Below are 15,747 nucleotides of genomic sequence, written 5' to 3'. Positions count from 1 at the left end.
TCGCGCGCCTGCCATGTGCCCTCGATGCCGTGGTCGGCCCGGTAGCTGCGCAGTGCGCTGTCGACCTCGTCGGCGAGCCACAGCAGTGCGAGTTCGCGGAGCGCCGTGAGGTTGCCGAGGCGGAAGTAGTTCGACAGGGCGGCGTCGATCCGCTCGGCGGGGTAGACGAGTCCGGCCGACAGACGGTCGCGCAGCGACTGCGGGGCGAGGTCGACGACCTCGATTTCGTCGGCGGCTCGCACCACCGCATCCGGGATCGTCTCCTGCTGGGCGATGCCGGTGATCTTCTCGACGACCGCGTTCAGCGATTCGATGTGCTGCACGTTGACCGTCGTGACCACGTCGATGCCCGCGTCCAGCAGCACATCGACGTCCTGCCAGCGCTTCGGGTTCTGCGAGCCAGGGGTGTTCGTGTGCGCGAGCTCGTCGACGAGGGCGATCTCGGGGCGGCGTGCGAGCACGGCCTCCAGATCCATCTCGCTCAGCGGCACGCCCCGGTGCAGATCGATGCGTCGGGGCACCTCGGGGATGCCGATGGTCTGCGCCGCGGTCGCCGCGCGCTCATGCGTCTCGACGATCGCGATCACCACATCGCGGCCCTCATCGAGCAGTCGGCGCCCTTCGACGAGCATCTCGAAGGTCTTGCCGACACCGGGGGCTGCGCCGAGCAGCACGCGGAGTCGGCCGCGCCGCGGCATCCGCTCTGGCCTCATCAGCCCTCCTGCTCATCGAGCGCGAGGTTGAGTTCGGCGACGTTGATGCGTTCTGTGCCGAGGAATCCCAGATCCCGCCCTTGAATTCTAGACTCCACGAGGTCGCGCACCTGCTGCTCGGGCAGGCCTCGCTCGGCCGCCACCCGCGGCACCTGCAGCAGCGCGTAGGCGACGCTGATGTGCGGATCGAGACCTGAGCCCGATGCCGTCACGGCGTCGGCCGGCACAGCGTCGACGCTCACACCCTCGCGGTCGGCGATGGCCGCCTGGCGCTCGCCGATCGCGGCGACGAGGTCGGGGTTCTCGGGCCCGAGGTTGCTGCCGCTCGAGCCGGCGCCGTCATAGCCGTCGCCGGCGGCAGACGGGCGCGACTGGAAGTACTCGGGAAGCGCCTCGCCGTCGGCGTCCGTGAAGGACTGTCCGATCAGCGAGCTGCCCCGATCGTCGGCGAGGGGCGACCCGTTCGCCTGGAACGGCAGCAGCAGCTGGCCGATGCCGGTGACGACGAGCGTGTACCCGACGCCCAGCACGAGGGTGAGTACGAGCATCGCGCGGATCGCGACCCCGGTGGTGCGGGCCACGGTGCGGGAGGAGGACATGAGAGGCCTTTCGGAGCGAGAAGGAGCGAGAGGGAAGCGAGGCGGATGCCGGTCAGAAACCGGGGATGAGGGTGATGACGAGGTCGATCAGCTTGATGCCGATGAACGGCGCGATCACTCCGCCCAGGCCGTAGACGAGCAGGTTGCGCTGCCGGATCTGCGAGGCGCTCGCGGGTCGGTACTTCACCCCGCGCGGCGCGAGGGGAATCAGGAAGACGATCACGATCGCGTTGAAGATGATCGGGGTCGTCAGGGCGGATGCGGGGGAGTGCAGCTGCATGATGTTGGGCGCCGCGAGCCCGGGGAAGACGCCCATGAACATCGCCGGGATGATCGCGAAGTACTTGGCGATGTCGTTCGCGAGCGAGAACGTCGTCAGCGCTCCACGGGTGATGAGCAGCTGCTTGCCGATGCGCACGATGTCGATCAGCTTGGTCGGATCCGAGTCGAGGTCGACCATGTTGCCGGCCTCCTTCGCCGCCGACGTGCCGGTGTTCATCGCGACGCCGACGTCGGCCTGGGCGAGAGCGGGGGCGTCGTTCGTGCCGTCACCGGTCATGGCGACGAGTCGGCCCCCCTGCTGCTCGCGCTTGATCAGCTCGAGCTTCTGCTCGGGAGTCGCCTCGGCGAGGAAGTCGTCGACACCGGCCTCCTTCGCGATCGCGGCGGCGGTCAGCGGGTTGTCGCCCGTGATCATGACCGTGCGGATGCCCATGCTGCGGAGCTCCTCGAACCTCTCGCGCAGACCGTCTTTCACGATGTCCTTGAGGTGCACGACGCCGAGCACCTCCCCGGCCCCTGTCGGATGCTTCACGGCGACCACCAGCGGGGTGCCGCCGCTCGACGCGACGCCGTCGACGAGGCCGGTGAGTTCGGCATCCGACCCGAGTCCGAGCCAGGCGCTGACCGCCGAGCCCGCACCCTTGCGGATCTGCGTGCCGTCGGCGAGATCGAGGCCCGACATGCGGGTCTGGGCGGTGAACGGCACGACCACGGCATCCGCCGGCTCGTCGACCCGGATGCCGCGCGACGTGGCGAGCGCGACGATCGAGGCGCCCTCGGGCGTCGGGTCGGCGAGGGAGGAGAGAGCAGCCACACGCAGCAGCTCGTCGGGGTCGACGCCACCGAGGCGCATCACCTCGCGCGCCTGGCGGTTGCCGTAGGTGATGGTGCCGGTCTTGTCGAGCAGCAGGGTCGTCACATCACCCGCCGCCTCGACCGCGCGGCCCGACATGGCGAGCACGTTGCGCTGCACGAGACGGTCCATGCCGGCGATGCCGATGGCCGAGAGCAGGGCGCCGATCGTGGTGGGGATGAGACACACGAGCAGGGCGATCAGCACCGGGATGCTGACGGGCGACGCCGCATACGAGGCGATCGGGTTGAGCGCGAGCACCACCACGACGAACACGATCGACAGGCTCGCGAGCAGGATGTTGAGGGCGATCTCGTTGGGCGTGCGCTGACGGCTCGCGCCCTCGACGGGCGCGATCATGCGGTCGACGAACGTCTCGCCCGGCTTCGACGTGATGCGCACGACGATGCGGTCCGACAGCACTCGCGTGCCGCCCGTGACGGCGCTGCGGTCGCCGCCGGACTCGCGGATGACCGGGGCGCTCTCGCCCGTGATCGCCGACTCGTCGACGGTCGCGATGCCGGCGACGATGTCGCCGTCGCCCGGGATCAGCTCGCCGGCGGTGACGATCACGATGTCGTCGCGCTGCAGCTCTGCCGATGAGACGTCGGCCGTCTCGGTGCGCTCCGCCGTGGCATCCGCGCCTGCGTCGTAGCGGACGACCGTGCGCGCCATGGTGCTCGTGCGGGTCTTGCGCAGGCTCGCGGCCTGAGCTTTGCCACGCCCCTCGGCCACGGACTCCGCGACGTTGGCGAACAGCACGGTCAGCCACAGCCAGATCGCGATGCCCCAGGTGAACGGCGCGGGCACCGCGGTTCCCCCGGAGTCGGCCGGGCCGCCGAGGAACGGCTCGGCGATCGCGAGCACGGTGGTGAACGCGGCGCCGACCCAGACGAGCAGCATCACGGGGTTGCGCACGAGTGAGGCGGGGTTGAGCTTGCGCACCGCCCCGGGAAGGGCCTGGGTCAGCTGCGCCCAGCCGAACGATCGGGGCGGTGCGGTCGGGTCGGATGCCGCAGCATCCTGCTGTTCCGACGGTGTCTCGGAGGGCGTGGTGATGAGGGTCATGTCAGACGAGTCCTTCAGCGAGGGGTCCCAGTGCGAGCACCGGGAAGTAGGTGAGTGCCGTGATGATGACCGCGACGGCGGCGAGGAGGCCGACGAACTGCGGTCGGTGCGTGGGCAGGGTTCCGGTGTTCTCCGGCACGCGCTGCTGCCCGGCGAACGACCCTGCGAGAGCCAGCACGAGCACGATCGGCAGGAATCGGCCGAGAAGCATCGCGACTCCCAGTGCGGTGTTGAACCACGGGGTGTTCGCGGTGAGTCCGGCGAAGGCCGAGCCGTTGTTGTTCGCAGCCGAGGTGAAGGCATAGAGCACCTCGCTCATGCCGTGCACACCGGGGTTCAGGATGCTGGTCGATTCGACGTCGGCGCGGATGCCGGGGATCGCGAAGCTCAGCGCGGTGCCTGCCAGCACGAGGGTCGGCGTCACGAGGATGTACAGGCTCGCGAGCTTGATCTCTTTCGGGCCGATGCGCTTGCCGAGGTACTCGGGGGTGCGGCCGACGAGCAGCCCACCGACGAACACCGCGATGATCGCGAGCACGAGCATGCCGTAGAGCCCCGATCCGACACCGCCGGGGGCGACCTCACCGAGCATCATGTTGAGCATCGGCATCATGCCGCCCAGTGCTGTGTACGAGTCGTGCATCGAGTTCACCGCGCCGGTCGACGTCAGCGTGCTGGCGCTGCCGAACAGCGTGGAGCCGAGGATGCCGAAGCGCACCTCCTTGCCCTCCATCGCCGCCCCCGCGAGTTCAGGGGCCGAGCCACGGCCGGCGAGTTCGAGGGCCGACAGCGCGAAGGTCGAGACCAGGAAGATCGTGCCCATCACGGCCGCGATCGCGTAGCCCTGGCGGTTGTCGCCGATCATGCGGCCGAACGTGCGGGGGAGCGCGAACGGGATCACGAGGATCAGCAGGATCTGCAGCAGGTTGGTCCACCCGGTCGGGTTCTCGAACGGATGCGCGGAGTTGGCGTTGAAGAAGCCGCCGCCGTTCGTGCCGAGCAGCTTGATGGCCTCCTGCGAGGCGACGGGTCCGCCGGGGATCGTCTGCGTGCCACCCGACACCGTGGTCACATCGGTGAACCCGGCGAAGTTCTGCACCACGCCGCCTGCGATCAGGGCGACGGCGGCGATCAGCGCGATCGGCAGCAGGATGCGGCCGAGCCCGCGGATCAGGTCGACCCAGAAGTTGCCGATCGTGGTCGATCCGCGGCGGGAGAGTCCACGGATCAGCGCGACCGCGACTGCCAGGCCGACGGCCGCCGAGATGAAGTTCTGCACGGTGAGGCCGGCGAGCTGCACGGTGTAGCCCATGGTCTGCTCGGGCGAGTACGACTGCCAGTTCGTGTTCGCGACGAACGACGCGGCGGTGTTGAAGGCCAGACCCTCGGGAACCGCGGCGAGTCCGAGCGACTCGGGCAGGAAGCCCTGCAGGCGCTGCAGCCCGTAGACCAGCAGCAGGCCGACGACCGAGAACGCGAGCACGCTGCGGGCGTAGGCGCGCCAGGTCTGCTCGGATGCCGGGTCGACACCGATGAGGCGATAGATGCCCCGCTCGGCCTTCAGATCACGGGGGGTGCTGAAGACGTGGGCCATGTAGTCGCCCACCGGGCGGTAGAGCAGCACGATCGCGACGAGGAGGACGACGGCTTGCAGGATGCCGAACCAGAGGTCGGCTCCCATCGACGAACCGGCGCCCATCAGAACTTCTCCGGGGCGACGAGAGCCGCCACGAGATAGACGACGGCGGCCACGGCGAGGGCGGCGGCGATGATCTCGAAGACGATCACAGTCGTTCCACCCCCGCAGCGATCAGAGAGACGAGGGCGAACAGCGCGAGAGTCAGCGCGATGTAGATGATGTCGAGCACGAGACTCGATACAACTCCCGTGCAGACCGGAATATGACGATCCTCACGCTTTGCCTACGGAGCCGTGCGGGATGCATGCAGGATGCTCACATCTCGGCATCCCGCGAACTTTCTCACGCCCCGTTGTCGCATCCGCACGCCGTCGTTCGTGGTGAAGGTGGAGGCGACCGATCCCGGGGGCCCCACGACGCGAGAGATGCGGTGACGGCTGTGTACAACGATCCGATGGTGGCGAATCTGGTCTACCGGCTCGAGGCGGAGGAAGCAGACCAGCGCATCGCTCGACGACGCGCGGCGCTCGAGCATCCCGGGCTGACCCGGCGACCGTCTCTCGTGGCTCGCGCTCGCCGCCTGTGGGCACGCATGTCTTTGCGCAGGAGCGGGGAACCGGGATGATCGACGGGAGGGCAGGGTCGGAGCAGATCTTGCTCGACCGAGTGGACGGAGAGAGCCCGAGTGATGCGGCGCCGGAACGGGATCAGGGGCGGCCGGTGAACGCCGACGTCGAGGCGCGCGTCACGCAGATCTACCGTGACGAGTGGGCGCGCATCGTCGGGGGTCTCACCCGACGATGCGGGGACCTCGACCTGGCGGAGGAGATGGCGGCGGAAGCCTTCGCCGCAGCCTCCGAGCTCTGGCCGGAGAACGGCGTACCGCCCAACCCCGCCGGATGGATCACCACCACCGCCTATCGCAGAGCCATCGATCGACTGCGTCGTGAATCGTTCCGCGATGCCAAGCAGCGGGAGGCTCTCATGCTGCACGATCCCGAGCCTGCGGAGCCCACAGGCGTCATCGACGACGATCGCCTCCGCCTGCTCTTCACCTGCTGCCACCCGGTGCTGTCGCTCGAGGCGCGCGTCGCGCTGACACTGCGGATCGTCGGAGGTCTCACCGTCGAGGAGATCGCGCGGGCGTTCCTCATCCAGGAATCCGCGGTGCGGCAGCGCATCACCCGAGCCAAGGCGAAGATCAAGACCGAGCGGATCCCGTATCGGATGCCGGCGGCCGACGACCTCCGGATCAGGGTCGACGGGGTGCTCGCCGTGCTCTACCTGATCTTCAACGAGGGGCACGCGGCCAGCAGCGGGCCAGACTGGATGCGCCCCGAGCTCAGCCTCGAGGCCATCCGCCTCACGCGTGTTCTCGCGGCTCTGATGCCCCGCGAGCGCGATGTGCACAGCCTCCTCGCGCTGATGGAGCTGACTGCTGCCCGATTCCCCGCTCGGGTGGACGCGCATGGCGAGCCGGTGCTGCTCGCCGACCCGGATCGCCGTCGCTGGGATCGCAGTCGTATCGGCCGCGGTCGTGCGGCCTTGGCTGCGGCGGATGCTCTGGGCTCAGGCCGCGGCCCCTATGGCCTGCAGGCGGCCATCGCCGAGAGTCACGCGGTCGCTCCCTCGATCGACGAGACGGACTGGGACCGCATCGTGCTGCTGTACGAGGCCCTCGGCCGCATCGCACCGTCGCCCGTGGTCGAGCTCAACCGCGCGGCGGCGGTGGCGATGGCGACGGGACCCGCATCCGCTCTGCAGATCATCGACGCACTCGCAGCCTCCGGGGCACTGGCGGGATACCACCTGCTGCCCGCGACCCGTGGCGAGCTGCTCGTGCGGCTCGGACGCGCAGACGAGGCGCGCAGCGAGTTCGCCGTCGCCGCGGCACTCGCCGGCAACGACAGGGAGCGTGCGCTGCTGCAGGCCAAGGCCACCGAGCGCTGACCACCTCGGCCCCGCACAGAGAACCGCCCTCCACCCAGCGATGCTGGGGTGAAGGGCGGTTCGGTACTGCGATGTGTCAGCTGCGAGCCTTGCTGCCGCGACCGACGATCAGACCGTAGATCAGCAGCACGATGATCGAGCCGCCGATGGCGAGGAGCCAGGTGCCGAGGTCCCAGAACTCCGTGAGAGGACGGTTCAGGATCAGGCTGCCGAGCCATCCGCCGAGGAAGGCGCCGACGACGCCGAGCAGAAGGGTGATAAGCCATCCGCCGCCCTGCTTGCCGGGAAGGATCAGCTTTGCGATCGCGCCGGCGATGAGACCGAGAAGTAGGAATCCGAGAAAGCTCATGTTCAGCTCCTTTGTGTTGTGAGCCCCGGGGTGCCAGGGCTCGTGAAATCCACAATGCCCTCTCAGCTGTTTATCAGCCAACCCCTTGCGCTGAGCCCTCCGAGTATGCCAAGAGGCCCGCCTCCCGAAGGAGACGGGCCTCTGAGTGAGGCGGTTCGCGTCAGTTGCTGCCGCGGACGATCGCGATCATTCGCAGGATCTCGACGTAGAGCCAGACGACCGTGACCATGATGCCGAAGGCGCCGAGCCAGCCGTACTTGCGGGGAGCGCCGTTGCGCACGCCCTGCTGGATCTGGTCGAAGTCGAGCACCAGCGAGTACGCCGCCATGATGACGACGAGGACGCCGATGATCAGGCCGAGCGGGATGCCCATGATCGTCGCGCTGTAGAGACCGAAGGCCTGGCCCTCGGGCAGGACGCCGGTCCACATGAGCACGAGGTTCAGCAACGAGAAGACGAGGTAGCCGACCATGGCGACCATGAAGATCTTGGTGGCCTTCTTCGAGGCGCGGATCTTGCCGCTCGCGAACAGTGCCAGCGTGACACCGACGACCGAGACCGTGGCGAGCGTGGCCTGGACGACGATTCCGGGCCACATGACCTCGAAGAATGCCGAGATGCCACCGATGAAGAGACCCTCGAATGCGGCGTAGGCGAAGATCAGCGCGGGGCGCACCTTCTTGCGAGAGGTGAACGAGATGATCATCGCGAGCACGAAGCCGCCGAGTGCGCCGATGATCCACGGCATCAGGTTCGGCTGGAACTGGTCGTAGGGGTTCTGCTCGGGAGCGGCGACGCCGCCCAGGGTCAGGAACCAGCCGACGGCTGCGGTGACCAGCAGGATGGCGAAGAGCCCGGCGGTCTTCCAAACGGTGTCTTCGACCGACATGCGGTCGGTCTCGATCGCGCCGGCCGGGGGAGCGGCGTACATGCCCTCCAGCTGCGCGTTGGCGGCAGCGTCCATCGTTCCGTGCTGGAACGACGCGGCCTGCGCACCCTGAGCGCCCTGCGGGGCTCCCGGGTAGGTCGCGACGTTGCGCGGATCCTGCTGCTGGAACGCCGGATTGTTGAAGGCGAAGTTGCTCATGTGGGCCTCACTCCAAAGTGGGTTGTAGGTCGCTTTCCTCCACGATAGCCGGAAGGGCGGGCCATCAGGGTGTTCTACGCTGAGAGCGTGCCCAGGAAATCGCCTCTCGTGATCGGGCATCGCGGTGCGCCCGGCTACCGTCCGGAACACAGTCGCTCGTCCTACGAGCTCGCCCTCGCGATGGGGGTGGATGCGGTCGAACCCGACGTTGTCGCCACGAAGGACGGCGTGCTGATCGTGCGGCACGAGAACGAGATCTCGGGTACCACGGACGTCGCGGAGCATGCGGAGTTCGCCGACCGCAAGACGACCAAGCGCGTCGACGGCCAGGCCCTCACCGGATGGTTCACCGAGGACTTCACCTGGGAGGAGCTGACGACCCTGCGCAGTCGCGAGCGGCTGCCCGAGGTGCGCCTGTCGAGCGCGAGCTTCAACGGGTCTCAGGCCATCCTTCGGCTGACCGACGTGCTCGACATCGTGCGCGAGGGGTCGGTCGAGCACGGGCGCGAGATCGGAGTGGTCCTCGAGGTCAAGCACGCCACGTACTTCGCGAGCATCGGCCTCGACCTCGCTCCGCTGATCGAGCGCGACCTGCGCGCGGCCGGGTGGGCCGAGGGCGAGCTGCCGCTGATCATCGAGTGCTTCGAATCGACGATCCTCGGCGACCTGAAGGAGCGCGGCATCGCGGCCTCGTACATCTACCTGATCGAGGCATCGGGCCGCCCGTACGATCTGCTCGTCGCGCAGGGCACGCAGGCGCTCACCTACAAGGCCACGGTGACCCCGCAGGGGCTCGACGGGCTCGTCGGGAAGGTCGACGGCATCAGCGTGAACAAGAGGATGCTGCTCGCGGCGGGCAACACGCTCGTCGCCGACGCGCACGCCCGGGGCCTCACGGTCTTCACGTGGACGTGCCGACCCGAGAACGCCTTCCTCGCCGCGGAGTTCCGTGGTTCCGGAGGCAAGGGCGCCTACGGCGACTACGAGGCGGAATGGGCGGTGATCGCTCGCACCGGCGTCGACGGCGTCTTCGTCGACCACCCCGATCTCGGCGTCAGCTTCTTCCGCAGCTGACGATCGTTCAGAGCGGGCCGTTCAGAGCGGGCCGAGCACGTCGGCTACCGGACGCTCCAGATGCAACGCCCGCAGCGGGGTCAGGATCTCGCGCTCCTCGTAACGGAAGTGCGATTCCATGATCGCCCCGACCCCGTCGAGGTGCCGCTCGATGAACTCGGGGCTCTCGCCGCCCTCGACAGCCGTGCGCAGGCTGCCGAGCAGGTGGGCGAGCATCGAGTGATCCTGCATGAGCTTGTCGATCACCTCGCCGAGCTCGGGGTGCTCCGCGCGCAGCGCCGGGAACAGCGCGCGGTCTTCACTCAGATGATGCCCGTCGAGCGCCGAGCAGAAGCCGATGCAGAACAGCGACAGCTCTGCGGCCGCGTCCGGGGCATCCGCGCCGCGGTCCGCAGCCGATCTCGTCGCCTCGAGAGCCGCGCGAAGGCGACCGTGAGCCCGGCGCAGCTCGTCGTCCCAGGCGATCAGGCGGTCGGCATCCATCCGCGCCAGTCTAGATGGGGGCTGACGCGTGGGCTCAGAGGGTTCTGTCGAACGCGCCCCGGCGAGAGACGATCTCTTTTCCGAGCGGCATGAGCGACACGGGCACCATCTTGAAGTCGGCGATGCCCAGGGGGATGCCGATGATGGTGATGCACAGGGCGAGGCCCGACACGATGTGGCCGATCGCCAGCCACCAGCCGGCGAGGATCACCCAGAGCACGTTGCCGAGGAACGAGCCGACGCCCGAGGTCGGCTTGCTGACGATCTCGCGTCCGAACGGCCAGATCGCGTAGCGTGCGATGCGGAACGACGCGATCGCCCACGGGATCGTCACGATGGGGATGCACAGCAGGATTCCCGCGAGCATGTAGCCGAGGAACAGGGCGAGGCCGGCGAAGATCAGCCAGATGATGTTGAGGATCGTGCGCACGTCTCGATTGTCGCATCGGGAGTCTGGGCAACCGCCTCGTCGTCGTGCGCTGCGTCCGCCTCCCTCGTTTCGGCGAGGGCGGATGCCAGACTGACCGCATGACCGGAATCGTCGTCGACAGCGTCAGCAGATCCTTCGGGAGCGTCCAGGCCGTGCGCGCCGCGACCCTCCGGGCCGAGCCGGGAAGGGTGACCGGGCTCGTCGGGCCGAACGGGGCAGGCAAGACGACGCTGCTCCTGATGCTCGCGTCTCTGCTCGCGCCCGACACCGGCACCATCCGCATCGCAGGAGTCGATCCCTCGGAGGATCCCCTCGCCGCGAGAAGACTGCTGGGGTGGATGCCGGATGCTCTCGGCGCGTGGCCCTCGCTCACGGCGCGTGAGACGATCACCACCACGGCGCGGCTCTACGGCATCGCACCCGCGGCCGCGGCGGATCGCGCGGCGCACCTGCTCGATCTCGTCGATCTCGCGGCGCTCGCCGATGCCCCGGCCAAGGTGCTGTCGCGAGGTCAGAAGCAGAAGCTGGGTCTCGCCCGCGCCCTGGTGCACGACCCGCAGGTGCTGCTGCTCGATGAACCCGCATCGGGGCTCGACCCTGAGGCTCGCATCCAGCTGCGGGTGCTGCTGCGGAGGTTCGCCGCAGAGGGGCGGACGGTGCTGATCTCCAGCCACATCCTCTCGGAACTCGAAGAGGTGGTCGATGACGCGGTGTTCCTCGTCGCGGGTTCCGTGGTCGACGCCGCTCCTGCGCAGGCGACCGGCCGCGCCTGGAGGATCCGCCTGCTGGGTGCGGATGCTGCGCGGCAGAACGCCGACATGTGGCAGGTCGCGCAGACTCTCGGCGTTCCCGTCGAGTCGATCGGCGCCGATCGAGGGGGAGTGCTCGTCGGCTTCGAGACGGAAGACGCGGCCGCTCTCGGCCTGCATGCCCTGGTGCACGCCGGACTCCGGATCTCGGAGTTCGCCCCCGCCCAGAGCGCGCTCGAGCACACGTTCCTCACACTGAACCACCAGGCCGCTGCCGCTGCCGCTGCCGCTGCTGCCGCTGCCGCATCGCCCGCGATGCCGCCCGCACCGGCCGCCCCGCCGACAGCGCCGCCGCCTCCGCCCGCAGCACCGCCCGCAGCATCGACGACTGAGGAGGCCGGATCATGAGTCTCACGAACATCCGCATCATCGCCCGCCTCGAGCTGACGCAGCGGCTGCGGAGCGTCGGCTGGTACGTGCTTCTCGGCGTCTTCGCGCTGGTGCTGCTGGGGGTGACCGGCCTGTCGTTCGCCGTCTACTCGTGGGGGGACTTCGTCGGAGCCGGGGTGTTCTCGATCGTCGTGAACATGGTGCTGCTGCTGGTGGTGCTCGTCTCGCCCACTCTCAGCGGCAACGCCATCAACGGCGACCGCGACGCGGCGACGTTGGCCGCCGTGCAGGTGACTGCCGCATCGACCGGTGACATCATGCTCGGCAAGCTCGCCGCGGCCGTGGCGACCGGCTTCGCCTTCCTGATCGTGGCGATCCCCTTCCTGGCGGTGTCGCTGCTCGGCGGAGGCGCGGATCCTCTCGTGCTTCTCGTCTCCCTGCTCGTGCTCATCGCCGAGATCATCATCGTCGCGGCCATCGGCGTCGGCCTCAGCGGCCTGATCGCCCGCCCGCTGTTCTCGGTCGCGACGACCTACCTCGTGATCGCCGGACTCGCCATCGGCACCCTCATCGTCTTCATGCTCGGGGGCATGGCGATCCGCACCGAGACGACCCAGTACAACCGCCCGTACGACGCCTCGGGCACTGTCGACTGCGAGTCGTGGGAGTCGTACACGACCGAGGTCCCTCGGTTCGATCTCGTCTGGTGGGTGCTCGCCGCCAACCCGTTCGTCGTGCTCGCCGACGCCACGCCCACCGAGTTCGACCCCAACGGATACCCGGTCGACATGTTCGGCCAGATCAAGCTCGGTGTGCGCACCGCCCAGCAGGCCCCGACGGATCAGCGCTGGGACGACTGCGAGGCGAACGCCTACGACTACCCGACCCCTGAGGAGACCATCGCCGAGACGGTGCCGAGCTGGTTCGTCGGACTCGGCGTGCAGATCGTCATCGCCGGGGGCCTGTTCGCGGGGGCCTGGTCGCGCACGCGCACGCCGGCGAAGCGACTGCCACCGGGTACGCGCATCGCCTGATCGGGGCCGGTCAGGTGAATGGCCACCGGCCGTTCACCATCCGTGCACCGGCGGGTCGTGCGGTCGCCATGCGGGATCGGTGATGTGGGGTGACACCCGTCTGATTCCCTCAGGAGCCCCATGTCCCGCCTGCACCCCGCGGCTGCGGTCACGACGGTCTGCGCCCTCAGCGCAGCCGCCCTGCTCGCCGTGCCCCTCGCCGCCACCGGAGCCGAATCCGGCATCCGCATCAACGAAGTCGAATCCAGCGGCGGCGTGCCCGGCGACTGGATCGAGTTCGTCAACACGTCGTCCGCCTCCGTCGATCTGAGCGGCTATGTCGTCAAGGACAACGGCGACGACGAGTCGTACACCTTCCCGGCGGGCACGACAGTCGAGCCGGGCGCGTATCTGGTGCTCGACGAGGTGAACGCCGGCGTCGGCGACTTCACCTTCGGGCTCGGCAAAGCCGACCAGGTGAGGCTGTTCGACCCGAACGGCGTCCTCGCCGACGAGACGGCCTGGACTCAGCACGCCGAGGTCACCTGGGGTGCGCGCGAGGTCGCGGGCACGATCGAATGGGCGACCACGAGCGAATCCACCAAGGGCGCGGTCAACGTCTTCGTGGCCGACAACCCCGTGGGCGGCACGATCGCCATCAACGAGGTCGACTCGCAGCCTGCGGACTGGGTCGAGTTCCACAACGCGGGCGATGCTCCCCTCGACATCTCGGGATACGAGATCCGCGACAACTCCGACGACCACCGCTGGCAGTTCCTGCCGGGCACCGAGATCGCCGCCGGAGAGTTCCTCGTCGTCGACGAGGCCTCCATCGGTCGCGTCGACGGCGTCGAGACCGCGTTCCGTGATCCGATCGGCATCGGCAGCGCCGACCGCATCCGTCTCTTCGACGCGGGCGGCACGATGATCGACGACACGCTGCCCTGGGCGGCCCACGCGGCCATCGACGGCGACGTCGCAGCCGCGACGCTCGCGCGCTGCCCCGACGGCGAGGGGGCCTTCGTGCTGGCCTACTCGACCAGGGGAGCTGCGAACTCGTGCGTCATGCCCGACGTGGTGATCAACGAGATCGAGTCCAACGCCGACGCCACCGACTGGGTCGAGGTCGTCAACACCGGAAGCACTCCGGTCGACGTCTCGGGATGGTCGCTGATGGACGGCGACCCGGTCGCCCACGCCGCCGAGACCACTCCGCTGCCCGCGGGCACGGTGCTCGAGGCAGGCGCATACCTCGTCTTCGATCAGCCGAAGGACTTCGTCTTCGGCCTGGGCAACGGCGACACCGTCACGGTGCGCGACGCGAACCTCAACGTCGTCGACGAGCACGTCTACACCTCGCACGCGGCAGGCGTCCTCGCCCGCTGCGCGGACGACTTCGTCGACATCGCCGTATCGACCAAGGGGCTTCGCAACGCCTGCGGGAACCCGGTGCGGATCAACGAGGTCGAGTCCGACGGCGGATCGCCCGACGACTGGATCGAGCTCGTCAACCCGACAGCCTCGGTGCTCGACGTCTCTGGCATCGTCGTGAAGGACGACGATGACACCCACGCGTACGCGATCCCGGCCGGAACGACCATCGCCGCCGGCGCCTACCTCGTGATCGAGCGGGCCGACCTCGGCTTCGGCCTGGGCGACGGCGACTCGGTGCGACTGTTCGACGGCGATCTGCTCGTCGACTCGACGACCTGGGGTGCCGGCCACGCCGCCGTCACCTGGGGTCGCTGCCCCGACACGACCGGTGCCTTCGCCGTCACCGCTGAGGCGACCAAGGGCGCGGCGAACGTCTGCGCCGGCGAGATCCCGGTCTCGACCTGGCCGGGGTCGGCCGAGGTGCGCGTGCTCGACACGGCTCCGACGTTCCTCGAGGACAGCTCTGGCCTCGACGTGCAGGAGACGAAGGACGGTGCGTTCCTGTGGGCCGTCGACAACGGCGAAGGTCGCATCTGGAAGCTGAAGGCGCACGCAGACGGCAGCTTCTCGCAGATCTCCGGCTGGGAGTCCGGCAAGCGGGTGCGGTTCCAGAAGGATGCCGCGAATCCGGGTGCTGCGGGTCCTGACACCGAGGGCATCACGGTCGACGGGCGAGGTGCCGTCTATGTCGCCTCCGAGCGCGACAACAGTGCCAAGGGCGTGAACCAGAACACGGTGCTCAAGGTCGATCCCGACGCCGCATCCGGTGACCTCGTGGCCCAGCAGGAGTGGGACCTCACCTCTCTGCTGCCGGCGGTGGGTGCCAACCTCGGCATGGAGGCCGTGCAGTGGGTGCCGGACACGGCGCTCGACGGCGCGCTGTTCGACGTCAACACCGGTGCCGCGTATGACTCGAAGGACTATGCCGGTCACGGCGACGGCCTGTTCTTCGTCGCGGTCGAGGACAACGGACACGTCTACGCGTTCGCACTCGCCGCAGACGGTGGGGCGACGCTGGTCTCGGAGATCGCCCCGGGACTGCCCGGAGTGATGGCGCTCGACTACGACAGCGTGCTCGACGTGCTCTGGGCGGTCTGCGACGACGGATGCCAGGGCCGATCGGCCCAGATCACGCTGAACGGCACTGCTCAGCCCGGCATCGCGCACTTCGCACGCCCTGCCGGCATGCCCGACATCAACAACGAGGGCTTCGCCACCGCGCCCGCCTCGCTGTCGGTCGACGGACAGCGCCCCGTGTGGTGGTTCGCCGACGGCTTCGCCTCCGAGGCGCTGCGGGTCGGCACCCTTCCCGGCGGCACGGGGGAGAACCCCGGCAACCCCGGGGCCGAGACGCCGCCGCTGCCCGGCACCTCGCTCACCGACGACAACCGCAACGGCGTGACGGTCGACCCGAGCGTCGCCTCGCGGGGACAGCAGGTGACCGTGTCGCTCGGCGCCGACCGTGGCGGCGAGAGCATCGCCGTCTGGATGTACTCCGACCCGGTGCTCCTCTCCAGCGGTGCCGCGAGCGCGGCGGGGACGATGACGCTCACGATCCCTGCGGATGCTTCGCTCGGCGCGCACCGCATCGCGGCGTTCGACGCAGACGGCGCTCTCATCGGGTGGGCCGACAT

The 15,747-nt window shown here is 68.9% G+C and carries 13 protein-coding genes and 1 pseudogene; 5 read left to right on the top strand and 9 right to left on the bottom strand.

Annotated features, from left to right (window positions below):
* The 5 genes and pseudogenes from J7E68_RS09840 to J7E68_RS20300 all read right to left on the bottom strand — a co-directional run.
* Positions 1-698 (bottom strand): annotated as a pseudogene (locus J7E68_RS09840) (histidine kinase); the annotation flags it as partial.
* Positions 699-712: 14 nt separating this feature from the next.
* Entirely contained in the window at positions 713-1,312 is a 600-nt protein-coding gene (kdpC, locus tag J7E68_RS09835; protein ID WP_215172123.1) for a potassium-transporting ATPase subunit KdpC, read from the bottom strand.
* Positions 1,313-1,364: 52 nt separating this feature from the next.
* Positions 1,365-3,515, bottom strand: a complete 2,151-nt coding sequence (kdpB, locus tag J7E68_RS09830; protein WP_215172121.1) for a potassium-transporting ATPase subunit KdpB — start codon at positions 3,513-3,515, stop codon at positions 1,365-1,367.
* A gap of 1 nt (position 3,516) precedes the next feature.
* Positions 3,517-5,196: a potassium-transporting ATPase subunit KdpA gene (gene kdpA / locus J7E68_RS09825; protein ID WP_215172125.1), complete on the bottom strand. Its 1,680-nt coding sequence runs from the start codon at positions 5,194-5,196 to the stop codon at positions 3,517-3,519.
* Between the two features lie 17 nt (positions 5,197-5,213).
* Positions 5,214-5,303 carry a potassium-transporting ATPase subunit F gene (locus tag J7E68_RS20300; protein ID WP_215172119.1) on the bottom strand — a complete coding sequence of 30 codons (90 nt, stop codon included), beginning with the start codon at positions 5,301-5,303 and terminating at the stop codon, positions 5,214-5,216.
* A 571-nt stretch (positions 5,304-5,874) separates the two neighbouring features.
* On the opposite strand from J7E68_RS20300, the gene J7E68_RS09815 reads away from it, so the two are divergent.
* A complete protein-coding gene (locus J7E68_RS09815) occupies positions 5,875-7,104 on the top strand; it encodes a sigma-70 family RNA polymerase sigma factor (RefSeq protein WP_311416805.1) in 1,230 nt (409 codons plus the stop codon).
* Positions 7,105-7,180: 76 nt separating this feature from the next.
* Here J7E68_RS09815 and J7E68_RS09810 read toward each other — a convergent pair whose 3' ends face one another.
* Complete coding sequence (locus J7E68_RS09810) at positions 7,181-7,453, bottom strand: GlsB/YeaQ/YmgE family stress response membrane protein (protein WP_140036394.1); 273 nt, start codon at positions 7,451-7,453, stop codon at positions 7,181-7,183.
* Between the two features lie 160 nt (positions 7,454-7,613).
* Positions 7,614-8,540, bottom strand: a complete 927-nt coding sequence (locus tag J7E68_RS09805) for a Bax inhibitor-1/YccA family protein (RefSeq protein WP_215172115.1) — start codon at positions 8,538-8,540, stop codon at positions 7,614-7,616.
* Between the two features lie 87 nt (positions 8,541-8,627).
* Here J7E68_RS09805 and J7E68_RS09800 point away from each other — a divergent pair, with 87 nt between their 5' ends.
* Positions 8,628-9,614 (top strand): glycerophosphodiester phosphodiesterase family protein, encoded by a 987-nt coding sequence (locus J7E68_RS09800; RefSeq protein ID WP_215172113.1) that lies wholly within the window; start codon positions 8,628-8,630, stop codon positions 9,612-9,614.
* 21 nt (positions 9,615-9,635) lie between these two features.
* On the opposite strand, the gene J7E68_RS09795 is transcribed toward J7E68_RS09800, so the two are convergent.
* Together J7E68_RS09795 and J7E68_RS09790 are read right to left on the bottom strand one after the other, a co-directional pair.
* A complete protein-coding gene (locus J7E68_RS09795) occupies positions 9,636-10,097 on the bottom strand; it encodes a hemerythrin domain-containing protein (RefSeq protein ID WP_215172111.1) in 462 nt (153 codons plus the stop codon).
* A gap of 34 nt (positions 10,098-10,131) precedes the next feature.
* Complete coding sequence (locus tag J7E68_RS09790; RefSeq protein WP_215172109.1) at positions 10,132-10,527, bottom strand: YccF domain-containing protein; 396 nt, start codon at positions 10,525-10,527, stop codon at positions 10,132-10,134.
* A 98-nt stretch (positions 10,528-10,625) separates the two neighbouring features.
* Between J7E68_RS09790 and J7E68_RS09785 the strand changes: the two genes are divergently transcribed.
* The 3 genes from J7E68_RS09785 to J7E68_RS09775 all read left to right on the top strand — a co-directional run.
* Entirely contained in the window at positions 10,626-11,684 is a 1,059-nt protein-coding gene (locus J7E68_RS09785) for an ATP-binding cassette domain-containing protein (RefSeq protein ID WP_215172107.1), read from the top strand.
* Positions 11,681-12,700 carry an ABC transporter permease gene (locus J7E68_RS09780; protein ID WP_215172105.1) on the top strand — a complete coding sequence of 340 codons (1,020 nt, stop codon included), beginning with the start codon at positions 11,681-11,683 and terminating at the stop codon, positions 12,698-12,700. The genes J7E68_RS09785 and J7E68_RS09780 overlap by 4 nt, the downstream gene beginning before the upstream one ends.
* Before the next feature lie 120 nt (positions 12,701-12,820).
* The coding region (locus J7E68_RS09775) for a lamin tail domain-containing protein (RefSeq protein WP_215172103.1) at positions 12,821-15,747 on the top strand (2,927 nt) is incomplete at its 3' end.

The sequence above is a fragment of the Microbacterium sp. ISL-103 genome, from assembly GCF_018613995.1.
Classification (GTDB): Bacteria; Actinomycetota; Actinomycetes; order Actinomycetales; family Microbacteriaceae; genus Microbacterium.
This window is presented reverse-complemented; position numbering and strand designations above follow the sequence as displayed.